The organism is Luteitalea sp. TBR-22 (assembly GCF_016865485.1).
Classification (GTDB): Bacteria; Acidobacteriota; Vicinamibacteria; order Vicinamibacterales; family Vicinamibacteraceae; genus Luteitalea.
On sequence record NZ_AP024452.1, the window covers coordinates 475,935 to 492,335 of the forward strand.

The following is a 16,401-nucleotide window of genomic DNA, read 5'->3' on the forward strand; positions in this document are numbered from 1 at the left end:
CTGCCGCGCATCGGGAACATCGGTGACGCTGGCGCGGCGCTCAGCGTTCTGACAGGAAGATACGAGGGGGCGCCTGTCACGCCGCTGACCGGAGCATGACAATCCTGACAGTCGGGTGGGCGGGGCCTCGCGGGAGGAACGTGGTGCGAGTCGTGCTGGCAGTGGTGATGGTCGCGGTGGCGGCCGTGGCCGCCGTGCGCGGGCAGGGCGAGACGTTCGACCTGGTCATCCGCGGCGGCCGGGTCGTCGACGGCACGGGCAATCCGGCCTTCGACGCCGACCTCGGCATCCGCGACGGCCGCATCGCGGCCCTCGGGCGGGTCGCCGGCGTGGCCGGCCGCGTGATCGACGCCACCGGGCTGGTCGTGTCGCCCGGCTTCATCGACGTCCACAACCACTCCGACACCACGCTGCTCGACGATCCCGACGCGCAGAGCATGGTGCGACAGGGCGTCACGTCGCTGATCCTGGGCGAGGGCGGATCGGCAGCGCCATCGGCGCGATGGCCGCGGTTCCGTGACTACTTCGGCGAGCTCCAGCGGCGAGGCCTGAGCGTCAACGTCGGCTCCTACGTCGGATCGGGCCAGGTGTGGACCGAGGTGCGCGGGCCCAGGGCCGGCCCGCCGGAGGCCAGGGAGCTCGAGACGATGCGGCGCCTGGTCGGCGAGGCGATGGCCGACGGCGCGCTCGGCCTGGCGAGCTCGCTCAGCGGGCCACCCGGCGTCTGGATTGACACCGACACGCTGGTCGCGCTCGCGGAGGTGGCCGGGCAACACGGCGGCATCTACTCGACGCACATGCGCACGGAAGGCAAGGGCGTGTTCGCGTCGGTGGAGGAGGCCATCGAGATCGGCCGGCGGGCGCGCCTGCCCGTCGACATCATCCACCTCAAGATCGCCGAGCACACGATGTGGGGACGGATGCCGGAGCTGATCGCCCTGATCTCGGGGGCGCGGGTCCGCGGACAGCTCGTCGAGGCCAACGTCTACCCCTACCGCGCCGGCCAGAACAACCTTGCCAGCATCGTCCCGCCCTGGGCGCACGAGGGCGGCACTGCCGCGCTGATTGCGCGCCTGAAGAACCCCGCGCTCCGGCCGAGGCTGGAGGCCGAGATCCTCGGCACGGCCCCGACCGGCGACTGGTACAACCACTACACGGCCACTGGCGACTGGGACGGCATGCTGCTGGTCACGCTCAGCAACCCGCGCTACCAGCGGTTCGCCGGCATGCGCATGAACGAGGTGATCACCGCGCTCGGCAAGCCGCCCCTCGACGTGCTGTTCGAGCTGCTCGTCGAGAACGACGGTTCGGTACCGACGGTCTACTTCCACCACAGCGAGGAGGACATGCGCCACGCGCTGGCGCAGCCCTTCGTGTCGATCGGGTCCGATGGCAGCGCCGTGAACACCGACGGGACGGTGGGCCCGACGCACCCGCATCCGCGGTTCTACGGCACCTTCCCACGCGTGCTCGGCCGCTATGTCCGTGAGGCCCGGGTGCTGACCCTCGAGGACGCCGTGCGCAAGATGACCTCGGCCAACGCCGCCAAGGTGCGCCAGTTCGATCGCGGGCTGCTGCGCCCCGGCATGCGGGCCGACGTGACGATCTTCGACGCGGCGCGCATCGTCGATCGCGCCACCTACGAGCAGCCGCGACAGTACGCCGAGGGCATCGCCTACGTGGTCGTCAACGGCACCGTGGTGCTCGACCGCGGCGAGCACACGCACGCGCGGCCCGGGACCGTGCTCAGGTCGCGCGCGAAGGCCGGCAGCGACCAGGAGCCCGCCAGATGACCGACCAGGCCCGACTGATCTTCCTGTGCGGCAAGATGGCCGCCGGCAAGTCGACCCTGGCGCGCGAGCTGGCGGCGCGCGAAGGCGCCGTGCTGCTCGTGCAGGACGAGTGGCTCGGGCACCTCTTTCCCGGCGAGATCCGCAGCGTTGCCGACTACCTGCGGTGCTCGGCGCGATTGCGTGCGGCGCTCGGGCCGCACGTGTGCGACCTCCTTGCCCGGGGCAGCACGGTGGTACTCGATTTCCCCGGCAACACCGTCGAGCAGCGTGCATGGTTCCGCGAGCTGTTCGAGCGCGCCGGCGTCGCCCACGAGTTGCACCTGATCGTCGCGTCGGACGACCTGTGCAAGCGGCAGTTGCGGCACCGCAGCCGCGACCTCCCGCCAGGCACGCCGTGGACGACCGACGAGGAGTTCGACGCGATCACCGCGTACTTCCAGCCGCCTTCCGAGGACGAACGGTTCACCGTCGTGCGACACGAACGCGGGTAGTCTGGGGCAGCGAGGAGGCACGACTCGAGGTCCCTGCCGCCGAACGGTCGAGGTGGGCGTATGCTGGCCTCACCATGGACGTGACCACCCTCGTCCCGAGCCTCGCGTGGCTGCCCCGGTACCGCCGAGAGTGGGTCCGTCCGGACCTCATGGCCGGCCTCACCGCGGCCGCCGTGGTCGTGCCCAAGGCGATGGCCTACGCGACGATCGCGCAGCTGCCGCTGCAGGTCGGCCTCTACACCGCCATCGTGCCGATGGTCGTGTACGCCCTGCTCGGGGCGTCCCGCCCGCTCAGCGTCAGTACCACCACGACGATCGCGATCCTGACGGCGGCCGAACTCGGGCGCGCCGCGCCCGGCGGCGATGCGGCGATGATCGCCGCGGCGGCCACGCTCTCGGTGCTGGTGGGCCTGCTGCTCGGCCTGGCCGCCCTGCTCCGCCTCGGGTTCGTCGCCAACTTCATCTCCGACCCGGTCCTCACGGGCTTCAAGTCGGGGATCGGCCTGGTGATCGTCGTCGACCAGCTGCCGAAGCTGCTCGGGGTCCACTTCGCGAAGACCGGGTTCTTCCGCGACCTCGTCGCGCTCGCCGGGCAACTGCCCGAGACGTCGCTGCCCACGCTGCTCCTGGCGCTGGGGCTGTTGCTCGTGCTCGTCGTGCTCGAGCACGTCGCGCCGCGTGCTCCCGCCGCGCTGGTGGCCATAGGCATCGCGATTGCCGTGTCGGGCCTGCTCGGCCTCGAGCAGATGGGGGTGGCCACGGTCGGCGCGGTCTCCGGCGGGCTGCCGACGCTGCTCCCGCCGCAGTTCGCCCTGGCCTGGTCGATGTGGCCGGCAGCGGCCGGCATTGCGCTCATGAGCTTCACCGAGAGCATTGCCGCGGCACGCGCATTCGGGGCGCCGGGGGAGGGGCGGCCCGAGCCGAACCAGGAACTGTTCGCGCTCGGCGTGGCCAACGTCGCTGGCGGGCTGTTCGGTGCGATGCCCTCGGGCGGGGGCACCTCGCAGACGGCCGTCAACCGGTTGGCCGGCGCGCGCACGCAGGTCGCCGGACTGGTCACCGCCGCAGCGGCGTTGGCGACACTCCTGCTGCTCGGGCCGGTGATCGCGCTCATGCCGCAGGCGGCGCTCGCCGCCGTGGTCGTGTTCTATTCGCTGGAGCTGATCAAGCCCGCGGAGTTCGCCGCGATAGGGCGGGTGCGCCGCACCGAGTTCTACTGGGCGGCCATCGCGTGCGCCGGTGTCATGCTGCTCGGCACGCTCAGGGGCATCCTGGTGGCGGTGGTGGTGTCGCTGGTGTCGCTGGCCCAGCAGGCCTACAACCCACCGGTCCACGTCCTGGGCCGCAAGCGCGGGACGAGCGCCTTCCGCACGTTGAGCCCGGAGCATCCCGACGACGAGACGTGGCCGGGCCTGCTGATCCTCCGGCCGGAAGGCCGGCTCTTCTTCGCCAACGCCGAACGCGTCGCCGACCGGATTCGGCCGATGCTCGATCGGCAGCGGCCTCGCGTGCTGTTGCTCGATTGCCGCGCGATCATCGACATCGAGTACACCGCGCTCCGCATGTTGATCGACGCCGAGGAGCGGCTGCGGAGCGAAGGCACGAGCCTCTGGCTGGCCGGCCTCAACCCGGAGGTGCTCGAGGTGGTCCGGCGCAGCGCGCTCGGCGAGCGGCTCGGGCGGGAGCGCATGTTCTTCAACCTCGATGCCGCGATTCACGCGTTCGAGGCGCGGCACGTCGCCTGACGGCGGCCGCGCTCAGGGCAGGTTGTAGCGCACCTGCACGAACACGAGCAGCGCGTCGGCCGAGGCGGGACCGCTGCCCACGAACCACGGCTCCCGCTGCAGCCACGACGTCTGCACGCCCACCTGCGCCGACCCGCGGTTCTCCGTCCGGACCGCGAGATACCAGAGAGTGCCGGTCAGTTCGCGAACGCGGCGATTGACGTCGTTGGACGAGCCGGGGTACCCGAATCCGATGGGTGAGCCATCGGCGTCGACGAAATGGGTGTCGTCGATCTGCATCCCCGAGTAGTAGCCGGCCAGCGAGATCCGGGGTGACACCGTCTGCTCGATGCCGCCGACCCACGAGGTCACCGGAATCGGCCGGATCGAACCGTCGCTGCGGAACGCGACGTCAGGGGCCATTCCGCCGACGTAGCGCCCGAGGCCCGGGCCGTACGCGGCCTGCGCGATGATGCGCGTCGAGGCGGTGGGGTTGACGCGCCCGTTGACGCTGAGGCCACCGCCCGAGGCCCGCTGCACCTCGTCGTAGGGCGCCAGCGTGTGACGGAACACGCGCCAGACGCCGCCGACGTCGACGTGCAGGGCCTTCGACGGATTGAGCGCCACGCGCGTCGAGATGTCGGGCATCAGGTTGGGCACCGACAGGGCCTCGCTGCCGGTGTTGTACTGCGCCTCGATGTCGCTGGCACAGCACCCGGGCAGCGTCACGAGATCGCTGCCGATCTGCTGCTCGGGGTTCTCGATGGACACGGCCCAGTCGAAGGTCGGCGAGGGGTGCCACGTGAATCGCAGTTGCGGCACGCGCTCCCAGACCATCCCGGCCAGGTAGTTGGTGTCGACCGCCTGCGACATCTCGTAATCGGATGGCCAGACGCTCAGCCCCGCCTTCGCGGGCGTCATCAGCGTGAACGCCTGTCCGGCAGCCATCGAGAACGTGTCGCCGTACTGGATGTCGGCAAAGGCCTGGCGCAGGCGGAACCCGGCGCTGTTGCTGGTGACCGCGATGGTCCCCGAGGTGGCGCCGTTGAAGTCCATCTCGAAGTAGCCCGAGATGTTGCGGAAGCGCGCCTCGGGGAACGGCGCGTCGATGCGGACCGACAGGCGCGACGACTGGGCGGTCAGCCGCGTCTCCGACACGTTGCCGGCCAGCGTGTCCTCGTAGGGGATCGTCGCGAAGCTGGTGCCGGGGGCGCCGCCGCTGTTGGTCGACCGGTAGATGCCGGTGACGCCCACGTAGCCGCCGAACCGCAGCTTCGCGGGGCCGACGTCGATGCCGGCCCCATCTGCCTTCTTGCCCGCGATCTCCTGTCCTGGCTTGTGCGGCGCCTGCGTCGGGGGCGCGGGTGGCGACGTCACCTGACCCTCGGGTGGCGCGGGCTGGGCCTGCGGCGCTGGCGTTGGGGTCTGGGCGTGGGCGGCCGCGGCGATGAGCACTGCCGCGGCCATGACGAAGGGTGTCCCGATGCACCGCATGATGCTCAAGTGTAAGCGTCCCTCCGCTGTTGAACGAGGGGCCGGGCCCGCCGCCGTACGGCAAGGGACCAGATGTGGCCTCGCGCCCCTTGTCCCTCCCCGCCCTGTCCCTTGTCCCTCGCCTCCCTTGTGACTTGCGTACTCGTCCCTTGTCCCTTGCGCTCAGTGCATGAGCACGCCAGCACGGATGCGGCACATCGTGGACAGGGGCCGGTGCCGGTGCGACACCGACATCGATGACGCCGACGTCTTGACCTCCGCCAGTCATGGGCAGAGCATGGCGACGTGCGCGTGCTCGTGGTGGAGGACGATCGGAGCATTGCCGAGTTCCTCGTCGCCGGACTCCGGCAGGAAGGCTACGTGGTGGATCACGCCGCCAATGGCGTGGATGGTCTGGAGTTGGCCACTGCCCAGTCCTACGACGCGGCCATCGTCGACGTCATGCTGCCGCGGCTCGACGGACTCAGCCTCGTCGGCGCGCTGCGTCGTGCCGGCGTCGGCACGCCGGTCCTCTTCCTGAGCGCCCGCCATAGCGTCGACGATCGCGTCAAGGGCCTGCAGGGCGGTGGCGACGACTACCTCACCAAGCCCTTCGCCTTCGCGGAGCTGCTGGCGCGACTGCAGGTGATCACGCGGCGCGGGCAGGCACCGGCCGAGGCGTCGGAGTTGCGCCTCGGCGATCTGCGGGTCGACCGACTCACACGGCGCGTCGAACGCGCCGGCGTGCCCATCGACCTGAGGCCGCGCGAGTACGCGCTCCTCGAGTGCCTGATGCGACACCCGGGCAAGGTCGTGTCCAAGGCGATGATCGTCTCGCACGTCTGGGACTACAGCTTCGACACGGGCACCAACGCCGTCGACGTGCTCGTCTATCGCCTGCGCGACAAGATCGACAAGCCGTTTCCCACTCGCCTGCTCCACAACGTGCGCGGCATCGGCTATGTCCTCAAGGTGGAGTGATCGCCTCCGGCACGCACTCGCGCTCAGGCTCGGCCTCTGGTACTTCGGCCTCTTCCTGGTGAGCGCGGCGGCGCTCCTCGGACTGTCGTACGTGCTGGTCGCGCGCACGCTCGCCGACGAGGACCACGGCGTGCTCGAGGATCTGCTGTCGCGCTACGCTGCCGAGTACCGGCGCGCCGGCCCCGAGGGCCTGCAGGTACTGATGGAAGCCGACACCGCCGACGGCCGGCACGAACGCCTCCTGGTGCGGGCCATGACCCCCGGTGGCGACCTGCTGTACCTGGCCCGCTCCCCCGATCTCGCGACCCTGCCCCTTGACGGCTTCGACGACGCGTTGGCCCGGCGACGGCCGTGGAGCGTCGTGGCTGGCGCCCCCGGTCCCAGCGTGCTCGAGGTCGGTACGCTGCTGCTCCCCGATGGCGTGGCCGTGCAGATCGGCCGCAGCTCCGCCGGCCGCGACGCGCTGCTGGCGCGCTTCCGTTCGCGCCTGCTCGAACTGGCACTCGGCGTCGTGCTCATCGCCCTGGCGGGCGGCGTGCTCATCACCGCGACGGGTCTGGCGCCGCTCCGCGCGCTCGAGGCGACGGTCCGCGAAATCCTCGAGACGGGACGCCTCGATGCACGCGTCACCACGACCGGCAGCCGCGATGCCCTCGACCGCGTCGGCGTGCTCATCAACCAGATGCTGGCGCGCATGGACGCTTTGGTCGGCGGCATGCGCGGCACGCTCGACAACGTCGCGCACGACCTCCGCACGCCGCTCACGCGCTTCCGGACGATCGCCGAGCGGGCCCTCGTCAAGGGCGACGACGGGGCGGCCCTCGACGCGCTGGCGACGGCCGTGGAGGAAGCCGACCGCCTGTCGGCCACCCTCACCGCGCTGATGGACATCAGCGAGGCCGAGACCGGCAGCATGCGGCTCGCGCATGCGCCGGTGCCGGTGCGTCGGTTGATCGACGACGCCGTCGCGCTGTTCAGCGACGAGGCGGAGGACAAGGGGCTCCGGCTGTCGGCCGAGGCCGACGAAGCGCTGGTGGTGATGGGCGACATGACACGCCTGCGGCAGGCGTTGGTCAACCTGATCGAGAACGCCGTCAAGTACACGCCGCCTGGGGGGCAGGTGGAGGTGCAGGCACAGGGCGCGGGCGACCACGTCGTGGTGTCGGTGCGCGACACCGGCGACGGCATCCCGCCCGAGGACCTGCCACACGTCTTCGATCGGCTCTATCGCGGCGAGCGCAGCCGCTCGACGCGCGGGCTCGGACTCGGCCTCTCCCTCGTCAAGGCCATCGTCGAGGCCCACGGCGGGCAGGTGTCGCTCCGGTCGGCCGTGGGGGAGGGCACGCGCGCCGAAGTCGTCCTGCCGCTCGAGTCACGCGCGTAAGGCGAGTCGTGCCGGTCCTCAGGGGCGAGGCGCGGCGTGCGGGTCCAACACCTCGACGCGATCGGCGAGGCGCGTCCCTGTCGTGGCCGTGTACCGGATGCGGACGTGCTCGCCGACGTCGGCCTGCAGGTCCGCGACGCTGAGTGGGCGGTCACCGCGCAGGATGCGCGCGCCTCTCGTCAACGTGAAGGGCAGCTCCCGGTTCCCCTGCCGCACCTCCACCAGTCGACCTGCGGCATCGACGCGCACCAGCATGCCGGAGACCCAGGCTGCGCGCCCGGGCGTCGAGCCTGCGGCCAGGGCGCTCGCCGCGACGACGAGCGATCCGAGAAGGGCGAGGGTCCTGAGCAGGACGGTGCGCATGGACCTTCATACGAGCGTTCGCCTGTCCTGCGGGCGTCTGCACCATGACATCGGTGACAGGGACAGGCGCTTCGCACGACGCTCCGGTGCCGGTGACCACTGCGTCAGTCGGCCGGAGGGAGTGGCGGCGTGCACGGCAGCGTCGCGACGAACTGCGTGCCGTGCGGGCCCGTGCCGACCAGGGCCAGCGAGCCGCCATGCGCGTCGGCGATCCAGCGCGCAATCGGCAGGCCCAGACCACCACCGCCCTCGGAGCCTGCCGGGGCTAGCCTGACGAACCGGTCGAAGATCCGGTGCGCGTCGGCGTCGGGAACGCCTTGGCCGGTGTCGGTCACGCGCACGTGATACAGCCGACCGTCACGATGCAGGGCGACGGTGACGTGCCCGCCGGCCGGCGTGTGCCGCAGGGCGTTCTCGACGAGGTTGGTGAGCATCTGGCGGAGCAGGTGCTCGTCGCCGCTGCACGGCGCCTCCCCGTCGGACTCCGAGACGAGCGACACGCCGCGCGATCGTGCCAGCACGGCACAGTCGTCCACCACCTCGCCCACGAGTTCGTCGAGGTACAAGTGGGTCACCTGGAGCGGCCGTGCCGCGGCATCGGCGAGGGCGAGCACGAACATGTCGTCGACCATGCGTGTCAGGCGATCGGCCTGGCGCGCGATCACGTCGAGTCCCTCCCGATACTCCGCCTCCGCCCGTGTCGGCTGGTCCAGGGTGACCTGGGCCGTCGTTCGAATGACCGAGACCGGCGTCCTCAACTGGTGTGACGCCTCGGCCATGAACGTGCGCTGCTGCTGCACGGCGCTGGCCAGGCGGTCGAGGACGCCGTTGAAGGAGGCGGCCACGGCCGACAGTTCGTCCTCGCGATCGTGCAGGCGCAGGCGGGCCGAGAGATTGGTGCCGTCGATGCGGCCGGCCTGCATGGCGAGATCGGAGAGCGGTCCCAGCGTGCGGCCCGCGATCGCGACGCCGCCGATCACCGAGAACACCACCGCCAGCGGAATGCCGAGCAGCATCGCCAGTTCGAGCCGGCGCCGCTCGGCGTCGAGGGCGGCCAGCGACGTCCACACGACGATGCGCACGGGGACGCCGACGAGCCGCGGCGGCACCGTCAGGAGACGGACACTGCCCAGGCCCGGGCCCGCGTCCATCGTGGCCGGCGAGGCCCGCCGCGCGCGGAGGACCTGGTCGGAGAGCCGTGGCGACGCGGCAGGCTTGGCACCGAGCACCGTGTCATCGGCAGCGATGATCGCGAAGCCCTCCCGAGCCAGGTCGAGCTCGCGCATCATCTCGCGGACGGCCAGCGGGGCGGGCAGGCCCTCGGCCAACTCGCTCTGCAGCACGCCGGCGACGGTGCCCGCTGCGGCCGTGAGTTCGGCATCGACGCGCCCCAGGCCGAGTCGCCCCTGGAGCCACAGCACGGCACCACCGGCCGCGACCAGTGCCACGAAGGTGATCAGGCCCGCCCAGACGCCCAGGCGCGTGCGCAGGCTCATGACCGATCGGCCGACAGGGCGTAGCCCTCGCCCCGCCGCGTACGGATCAGCGACTCGTGCGCCGGCGCGTCGATCTTCCGGCGCAGTCGCTGGATGTACACGTCGATGACGTTGGACATCGGGTCGTAGCCCTCGTCCCAGACGTGCTCGGCGATCTCGGCGCGACCCACCACCTGCCCGACCCGCCTGGCCAGGAACTCGAGCAGCGCATATTCACGGGTGGTGAGGGGGAGGAGTTGCCCCTCGCGGGTCACCTGCCGTGCGCGCGTGTTCAGCTCGAGCGGCCCCACGCGCAGGAGCTCAGGAAGGGGCGCGCGCACGCCTCGCCGGATCAGGGCGCGCAGTCGTGCCAGCAACTCGCCGAAGTCGAACGGCTTGGTGAGGTAGTCGTCGGCCCCGCTGTCGAGGCCGGCGATGCGCGACTCGATGGCGTCGCGCGCCGTCAGCATCAGGATGGGCACGGCGAGGCCGGCGCTGCGCGCCTCCCGGGCCACCGTCAGGCCCGATCGGTGCGGCAGCATCACGTCGAGGATCACGGCGTCGTAGTCGGTGGTCGCGAGGCGGAACGCGGCGTCGTCGCCATCGGCCGACACGTCCACGGCGTAGGCATGCTCGCGGAGTCCCTTGGCCAGCATCTGCGCCGCGGCCGGCTCGTCCTCGACCAGCAACACTCGCATCGCATTATTGTGCGCCTACCAGCGTCAGCCCGAGACCGGCGCCTTTCGGGACGGCGATGGGCGTCAGCGCGAACGTTGACGCGCCGTGCCCGACCGTGACGGCACGACCCGACACGACGCCGAGCGCCGCCCCGAACAGCACGTCACTGAGGTAATGCCGGTTCTCGGACAGGCGTGACGCCGCGACATAGGCCGCCAACCCGTAGGACGGCACACCGGCCTTCCATCCGTAATGGCGTTGCAGGACCGTGGCCGTGGCGAAGGTCGCCGACGAGTGGCCCGAGGGAAACGAGTAACTGCTGCCATCGGGGCGCGTCCGGCCGACCGCGAGCTTGAGTCCCTGCGTCATCGCGGCCGTCAGGAGTTGTGCCCGGACCAGGTCGGCGCCGACCATGGCCAGGCGCTGATCGTGCGCCGCCCTGCCGATCATGTAGGTGGCCAGGGCCGCGCCTCCCTGCACCATTCCGCTGCCCAGCGCCGCGCCGCCGTCGAAGGCCGTATCGACGGCGGGGACACTGGAGGCCCGCCGCGTCAGGTCGGTGTCTTCGGGGTGGGCCGCGAGGCTGGCCGCACCACCGACGCCGAGGATGATCGCCGTCTCGACCGATGGCAGGTGCTTCACGTCCTGGCGTAGGTCGCGGAACAGTGACGCGAACGAGGGCATCGGCGCGGCTGAGGCATGGGCCGCGTCGGCGCTGGCGACGGCCGGCTGGAAGGCACCGGGCGTGAGGGCCGTTTGCGGCGCCTGCGCCATGGCTGGCGAGCCGAGCAGTAGGGACGCGAGGAGTCCGACGACGAGTCTGGTCATGTGGAAGCTCGGGAAGAACGGCACCGCAGTCTGTCAAGGCTGCCTGCCGACCCATGAACGCTCTATGACAGCCGCCCGCCTCGTCATCGGCGGTTCATCTGCGCTTCCCTATGCTGCGGACGTGTCGCTGACGGCCGTCACGTCCCCTCCCCGCCAGGCATTCCTCACGCGGTACCGGCAGCGCGCACGCCTCGTCGGGCGTGTGCTGGCCATCCAGCTGGCGTTGTCCTGTGCCCTGCGCCTGGCGCTCGTGACGACCTTCGGCGACACCTCCGTGGCAGGCCTCCGGCTGATCGGGATCCTTGCCGCGGGCACGGCCGGAGACCTGCTCGTGGCGATCACCGCGGCCCTGCCGTGGCTGCTGGTGCTCTCGCTGTTCCGCCTGCGGTGGCTCGGTTCGGGGCGCGTGCAGCACCTGCTGGTGGCCGGTGTCGGCGCCGTGCTCGCCTTCGAATCCTGCGTGCAGTACTTCTTCTTCGAGGAGTACAGCGCGCGCTACAACCACCTGGCGCTCGACTACCTGATGTACCCCGACGAGGTGTTCGGGAACATCTTCGCGAGCTACGACGTGCCCTCGTTCGCGGGACTCGCGCTGGTGGTCGGCGCGGCGCTGGCCGTTGCGACCGCCGCCTGGCCGCGTGCGGTCCTCGACGACTGGCGGTGGCGCGATCGCCTCGCGGGGGGCGTCCTCACCGCCGGGCTCGCCGCGATGATCGCCGGCGCCTGGACGATCGTGCCGGACGCGTTCGCGTCGGGGCGCCTGGCCAACGAACTGGCGCTGAACGGCTGGGCGCAACTGGTGCGCGCCGCCATCACCTCCCACCTCGACTACGAGGCCTACTACGCCCTGTTGCCGGCCGGCGACGCGTCTGCGAGGGTGAGGCGCCTGGTGGCGCAATCGGACCCGTCGCGCGGACTCGTGCGCCACTTCGAGCCGCGGCGTCATCGAGCCTCGGGTCCGCTCGACGTCGTCGTGATCCTCGAGGAGAGCCTGGGGTCGTCGTTCTCGGCGCGCTTCGGGCAGGACAATGACGAGTCCGTCACCCCAGAACTCGATCGCTGGAGCCGTGAGGGGATCGCGCTGACAGGCGTGATCGCCAACGGCAACCGCACCGTGCGCGGACTCGAGGGCGTGCTCTGCTCGTTCCTGCCGCTGCCGGGCGACGCGATCGTCAAGCGCGACCGGTCGGAGAACGTCGCGTCGATGGCCCGCATCCTGGCGGCGCGCGGCTATGACACGACGTTCTTCTATGGAGGCTACGGGCTTTTCGACAACGTGAAGTCGTTCATGACCGGGAATGGCTATCGGGAGTTCGTCGAGCAACCCGACTACCCTGCCGATGCCTTCCGCACGGTCTGGGGCGTCGCCGACGAGGTCGTGTTCGACGCCCTGATCGCGCGCCACAAGGCGGCACGCGCCGCTGGCCGGCGCTGGTTCGGCACCGCGCTCACCGTCTCGAACCACAAGCCGTTCGACGTCCCGGCGGGCCGCGTCTCCTGGCCGGCGACCGGCGCATCGAAGCGGCGTGGCGCCGTGCTCTACGCGGACTGGGCGCTCGGTCGCTACCTGTCACAGGCCAGGGCCGCCGGCCTGCTCGACGGCACGGTCGTGCTGATCGTCGGCGACCATGGGGCGCGTGTCTACGGCGCCGAGGAGATCCCGGTGACCAGTTACCGCATTCCTGCCGTGTTCCTGACGCCCGACGCTGGCGACCGCGGCGTCGTGATCGATCGGCTCGCCTCGCAGGTGGACCTCGCGCCCACGCTCCTGTCGCTGGCAGGCATCGCCTACGATGCGCCGTTCTTCGGGCTCGATGTCCTCGGCCTGCCCGACGACGGCGGTCGCGCGTTCGTGAACCACAACCGCAGCATCGGCCTGCTCACCGACACGAACCTGGCAGTGCTCGGCCTGCATCGGAGCCTGGCGCTCTACACGCGCCCTGACCGCCACAGCGACGGCTTCGTCCGCGTGACGAAGCCGACCCCCGAGCTCGCCGGTATCGCCGACGACGCGAAGGCGGCGTTCCAGACGGCCTACGTGCAGTATCAGGCGCGCGCGTACCGGTTGCCATCGTCATCCGCACCGGCCCCGGCGCCTGGACCGCCGCCTACGAACGTCGCGCGTACTTCAGGTAGATCGCGGGCAGCAGGAACAGGTTGAGGGCCGTCGACGTCACGAGGCCACCCAGGATGACCACCGCCATCGGATGCTCGATCTCGTGGCCCGACCGATCGCCGCCGGCGACGATCGGCACGAGCGCGAGGGCGGTCACGAGCGCGGTCATCAGGATGGGCGCGAGCCGCTCCTCGGCGCCCCGGACCGCCAGGTCCGCACCGAATGGCATCCCCTCCTCGGTCTCGAGATGCCGGTAGTGGCTCACCAGCATGATGCCGTTGCGCGCCGCGATGCCCAGCACGGTCACGAAGCCCACGAGTGACCCGAGCGACAGCACGCCACCGGTCAGGAACACGCTTGCGACGCCGCCGATGAGCGCGAACGGGATGGTGAGCGCGACCAGTCCCACCATGCGCGCCGATCCGAAGTCCACGTGGAGCACGAGCAGGATGCCGAGCAGCGAGAGCGCACCGAGCGTGAGCAATCGCCGCTGCGATTCGGCACGCGCCTTGTACTCGCCGAGCACCTCCGGGTGGTACCCCGCGTCGAAGGGAATCCTCGCCAGCACGGCTTCGATGTCGCGCGCCACCGAGCCGAGGTCACGCCCGCGCACGTTGGCCGTGACGTCGATTCGCCGCGACCCGCCTTCGCGCGTGATCTCGTTGGGTGTCGGCGCCAGCATGACGTCGGCAACCGACGCCAGTGGGGCGTAGCCCCCGTTGGGCAGTTCGAGCGGCAACCGCCGCAGCGCGAAGATGTCCTGGCGCATGGCGGGCGTGCCCCAGACCACCACGTCGAAGATCTTCTGCGCGTCGTACACCTCGCCGACCTTCGTGCCTCGCAGCAGTGTCGCCACCGTGTCGCGGACGGACGCCGAGCTGAGGCCCACCAGTTGCGCCCGTTCAGGCTGGTACACAATCTGGACCTGGGGCACGAGCGTCAGCGCCTGCACCTTCACGTCGGCGGCGCCCCCGACGGCGCCGATGGCCTTGCCCACCTCCGCGGCCTTGCGCTGCAGTTCCTCCAGGTCCGGACCGTAGATCCGCACGACGATGGTGGCGCTGGCGCCGGTCAGCACTTCCTTGATGCGCTCGCGCAGGTAGGTGAGCAGGTCGCGTTGCAGCCCCGGGTAGCCATCCACCACCGCCTGAATGCGGGCCACGGTCTTCTCGTAGTCGACCGACGGGTCGAGGCTGATCCAGAGCTCGGTGAAGTTGATGCCGACGACCTCGTCGGCCACTTCCGCTCGACCGATGTGTGCGCCGAAGTTGCGGACGCCGGGGACGGCTCGCAGTTCGCGGCTGGCGCGCAGCGTGATGCGCGTCATGGCCTCGAGCGACGTCCCGGGCTTCTCCACCCAGTGCATCAGGAAGTCGTATTCCTTGAAATGGGGCAGGAACTCCTCGCCGAGCAGCGGCCAGGCGGCCGCGGTCGCCAGGAGCGAGGCGACGATGATGGCCAGCGCGGCCCGCGGGGCCGCGACCAGGCGCGGCAGCAGCCGGCGATAGCGAACCCTGAGCCAGGACGCCAGGGGGGCCTCGTGCTCACGCCGGTCACCGGGCAGCAGCAGGAGTGACAGCGCCGGCGTGACCACGAGCGCGACCAGGAGCGATGCAGCGATCGCCAGGACGTAGGACAGCGCCAGCGGGCGGAAGAACGCCCCCGCCAGGCCCTCCAGCAGGAACACGGGCAGGAAGACCATGACGACGATCACGCTGCCGTACACCACGGCACTGCGCACTTCCAGCGACGCATCGAGCACGACGTCGAAGGCGGGGCGCGGGGCAGGCAGCGCGCGGTTCAGGCGCAGGCGCCTGACGATGTTCTCGACGTCGATGATCGCGTCGTCCACGACCTCGCCGAGCGCGATGATCAGCCCGGCGATGACCATCGTGTCGAGCGTGCCGCCCCAGTAGCGGAGGACGAGCGCCGCGGCCAGCAGCGACAGCGGAATGGCCGTCAGGCTGATGACGGCCGTGCGCCAGTCCCAGAGGAACGCCACGAGCACGATGACCACCAGCACGCAGCCGATCATCAGGGCGCGATTGAGATTGGCGATCGACATCTCGATGAACGTGGCGGGCCGGAAGATGCTGGCATCCACATCGACGCCCGCCAGTCCCGGTGCCAGCGCCGCGAGGGCCGCATCCACGTCCCTGGTGACCTGCAAGGTGTTGCCATCCGGCTGCTTCTCCACGATCAGCAGCAGGCCGGGTCCGTCGTTGATGACGCCATCCCCGATGGGCGGTGGGAAGCCTTCGACCACGTCGGCGACGTCACCGAGCCGCCGAACCGCTGGGACCGGCAACGACGTGCCGGGCGATCCCGTCGTCGAGGCGCGCGGCGACAGCGCCATGCGGGCAAGGTCGGCCGCGTCGCGCACCGGGGACTCGTGCGCGACCGCGAGCCGCTGGTTCGGTGTCTCGAGGAAACCGCCCGCCGACACGGACATCGCATCGCGCGTGGCGGTCATCACTTCCTGTAGTGAGGTCCCGCTGGCGCGGAGCCGATCGGGGTCGACCAGCACCTGGAGCTGCCGGTCGCGCTGGCCCCAGATCGCCACGTTGGCCACCCCCGGGATGGCCATCAGCCTGGGCCGGATCGTCCATCGCGCGAGTGTCGTCAGCTCCACCTGCGACAGCGTCTTCGAGGAGACCCCGATCTTCATCACACGGCTCAGCGACGACAGCGGCGACATGATCACCGGGGGCCTGGCGGCCGCGGGCAGCGCCGGGATGACGCGGGTCAGGCGCTCCTGCACGAGTTGACGCGCCGACAGGCGGTCGGCGCCATTGCCGAAGATGAGCACGACCGACGACAGGCCGAGGACGGACTTGGACCGCAGCGTCTGGAGCCCTGGCACGCCGCTCATTGCCGCCTCGAGGGGGACGCTGATGAGGGCCTCCACGTCTGCACTCGACAGTCCGGGGGCCTCCGTCTGGATCTCGACCAGGGGCGGCGCGAACTCCGGGAACACGTCGAAGGGGGCGTCCCGCGTGGTGCGGAGGCCGACGAGGATCAGCACGACCGACAGCGCGAGCACCGGAAGCCGGAGCCGCAGCGCCGCGGTCACGAGGGCACGCATCACGACCGTG

The 16,401-nt window shown here is 70.8% G+C and carries 12 protein-coding genes; 6 read left to right on the forward strand and 6 right to left on the reverse strand.

The window, feature by feature from the left end; translation table 11 throughout:
* Positions 1-143: 143 nt before the first annotated feature.
* The 3 genes from TBR22_RS02015 to TBR22_RS02025 all read left to right on the forward strand — a co-directional run bounded on the left by TBR22_RS02015 (position 144) and on the right by TBR22_RS02025 (position 4,029).
* Positions 144-1,793 (forward strand): amidohydrolase family protein, encoded by a 1,650-nt coding sequence (locus tag TBR22_RS02015; protein WP_239491282.1) that lies wholly within the window; start codon positions 144-146, stop codon positions 1,791-1,793.
* The gene (locus TBR22_RS02020) at positions 1,790-2,284 is read left to right on the forward strand and encodes an ATP-binding protein (RefSeq protein WP_239491283.1); all 495 of its coding nucleotides are present in this window, start codon (positions 1,790-1,792) and stop codon (positions 2,282-2,284) included. Before TBR22_RS02015 ends, TBR22_RS02020 begins: the two co-directional genes overlap by 4 nt.
* Before the next feature lie 74 nt (positions 2,285-2,358).
* The gene (locus tag TBR22_RS02025; RefSeq protein ID WP_239491284.1) at positions 2,359-4,029 is read left to right on the forward strand and encodes a SulP family inorganic anion transporter; all 1,671 of its coding nucleotides are present in this window, start codon (positions 2,359-2,361) and stop codon (positions 4,027-4,029) included.
* 12 nt (positions 4,030-4,041) lie between these two features.
* On the opposite strand, the gene TBR22_RS02030 is transcribed toward TBR22_RS02025, so the two are convergent.
* The gene (locus TBR22_RS02030) at positions 4,042-5,502 is read right to left on the reverse strand and encodes a hypothetical protein (RefSeq protein WP_239491285.1); all 1,461 of its coding nucleotides are present in this window, start codon (positions 5,500-5,502) and stop codon (positions 4,042-4,044) included.
* A gap of 285 nt (positions 5,503-5,787) precedes the next feature.
* On the opposite strand from TBR22_RS02030, the gene TBR22_RS02035 reads away from it, so the two are divergent.
* Complete coding sequence (locus TBR22_RS02035; protein WP_239491286.1) at positions 5,788-6,462, forward strand: response regulator transcription factor; 675 nt, start codon at positions 5,788-5,790, stop codon at positions 6,460-6,462.
* Entirely contained in the window at positions 6,443-7,846 is a 1,404-nt protein-coding gene (locus TBR22_RS02040) for a cell wall metabolism sensor histidine kinase WalK (RefSeq protein ID WP_239491287.1), read from the forward strand. Before TBR22_RS02035 ends, TBR22_RS02040 begins: the two co-directional genes overlap by 20 nt.
* 18 nt (positions 7,847-7,864) lie before the next feature.
* Here TBR22_RS02040 and TBR22_RS02045 read toward each other — a convergent pair whose 3' ends face one another.
* The 4 genes from TBR22_RS02045 to TBR22_RS02060 all read right to left on the reverse strand — a co-directional run bounded on the left by TBR22_RS02045 (position 7,865) and on the right by TBR22_RS02060 (position 11,190).
* Entirely contained in the window at positions 7,865-8,209 is a 345-nt protein-coding gene (locus TBR22_RS02045; protein ID WP_239491288.1) for a hypothetical protein, read from the reverse strand.
* Between the two features lie 104 nt (positions 8,210-8,313).
* Positions 8,314-9,705: an ATP-binding protein gene (locus TBR22_RS02050; protein WP_239491289.1), complete on the reverse strand. Its 1,392-nt coding sequence runs from the start codon at positions 9,703-9,705 to the stop codon at positions 8,314-8,316.
* Entirely contained in the window at positions 9,702-10,382 is a 681-nt protein-coding gene (locus TBR22_RS02055; RefSeq protein ID WP_239491290.1) for a response regulator transcription factor, read from the reverse strand. The genes TBR22_RS02050 and TBR22_RS02055 overlap by 4 nt, the downstream gene beginning before the upstream one ends.
* 4 nt (positions 10,383-10,386) lie before the next feature.
* Positions 10,387-11,190 carry a phosphatase PAP2 family protein gene (locus tag TBR22_RS02060; RefSeq protein ID WP_239491291.1) on the reverse strand — a complete coding sequence of 268 codons (804 nt, stop codon included), beginning with the start codon at positions 11,188-11,190 and terminating at the stop codon, positions 10,387-10,389.
* A gap of 121 nt (positions 11,191-11,311) precedes the next feature.
* On the opposite strand from TBR22_RS02060, the gene TBR22_RS02065 reads away from it, so the two are divergent.
* Positions 11,312-13,351 (forward strand): LTA synthase family protein, encoded by a 2,040-nt coding sequence (locus TBR22_RS02065; protein WP_239491292.1) that lies wholly within the window; start codon positions 11,312-11,314, stop codon positions 13,349-13,351.
* Here TBR22_RS02065 and TBR22_RS02070 read toward each other — a convergent pair.
* Positions 13,299-16,391 (reverse strand): efflux RND transporter permease subunit, encoded by a 3,093-nt coding sequence (locus TBR22_RS02070; protein ID WP_239491293.1) that lies wholly within the window; start codon positions 16,389-16,391, stop codon positions 13,299-13,301. The two genes, TBR22_RS02065 and TBR22_RS02070, sit on opposite strands and share 53 nt — an antisense overlap.
* Positions 16,392-16,401 lie beyond the last annotated feature (10 nt).

Coding starts and splice junctions, on each gene's coding strand:
- TBR22_RS02060 (WP_239491291.1), bottom strand. CDS start 11,190: ATGACCAGACTCGTCGTCGGACTCCTCGCGTCCCTACTGCTCGGCTCG.
- TBR22_RS02050 (WP_239491289.1), bottom strand. CDS start 9,705: ATGAGCCTGCGCACGCGCCTGGGCGTCTGGGCGGGCCTGATCACCTTC.
- TBR22_RS02055 (WP_239491290.1), bottom strand. CDS start 10,382: ATGCGAGTGTTGCTGGTCGAGGACGAGCCGGCCGCGGCGCAGATGCTG.
- TBR22_RS02030 (WP_239491285.1), bottom strand. CDS start 5,502: ATGCGGTGCATCGGGACACCCTTCGTCATGGCCGCGGCAGTGCTCATC.
- TBR22_RS02020 (WP_239491283.1), top strand. CDS start 1,790: ATGACCGACCAGGCCCGACTGATCTTCCTGTGCGGCAAGATGGCCGCC.
- TBR22_RS02070 (WP_239491293.1), bottom strand. CDS start 16,391: ATGCGTGCCCTCGTGACCGCGGCGCTGCGGCTCCGGCTTCCGGTGCTC.
- TBR22_RS02045 (WP_239491288.1), bottom strand. CDS start 8,209: ATGCGCACCGTCCTGCTCAGGACCCTCGCCCTTCTCGGATCGCTCGTC.
- TBR22_RS02025 (WP_239491284.1), top strand. CDS start 2,359: ATGGACGTGACCACCCTCGTCCCGAGCCTCGCGTGGCTGCCCCGGTAC.
- TBR22_RS02040 (WP_239491287.1), top strand. CDS start 6,443: ATGTCCTCAAGGTGGAGTGATCGCCTCCGGCACGCACTCGCGCTCAGG.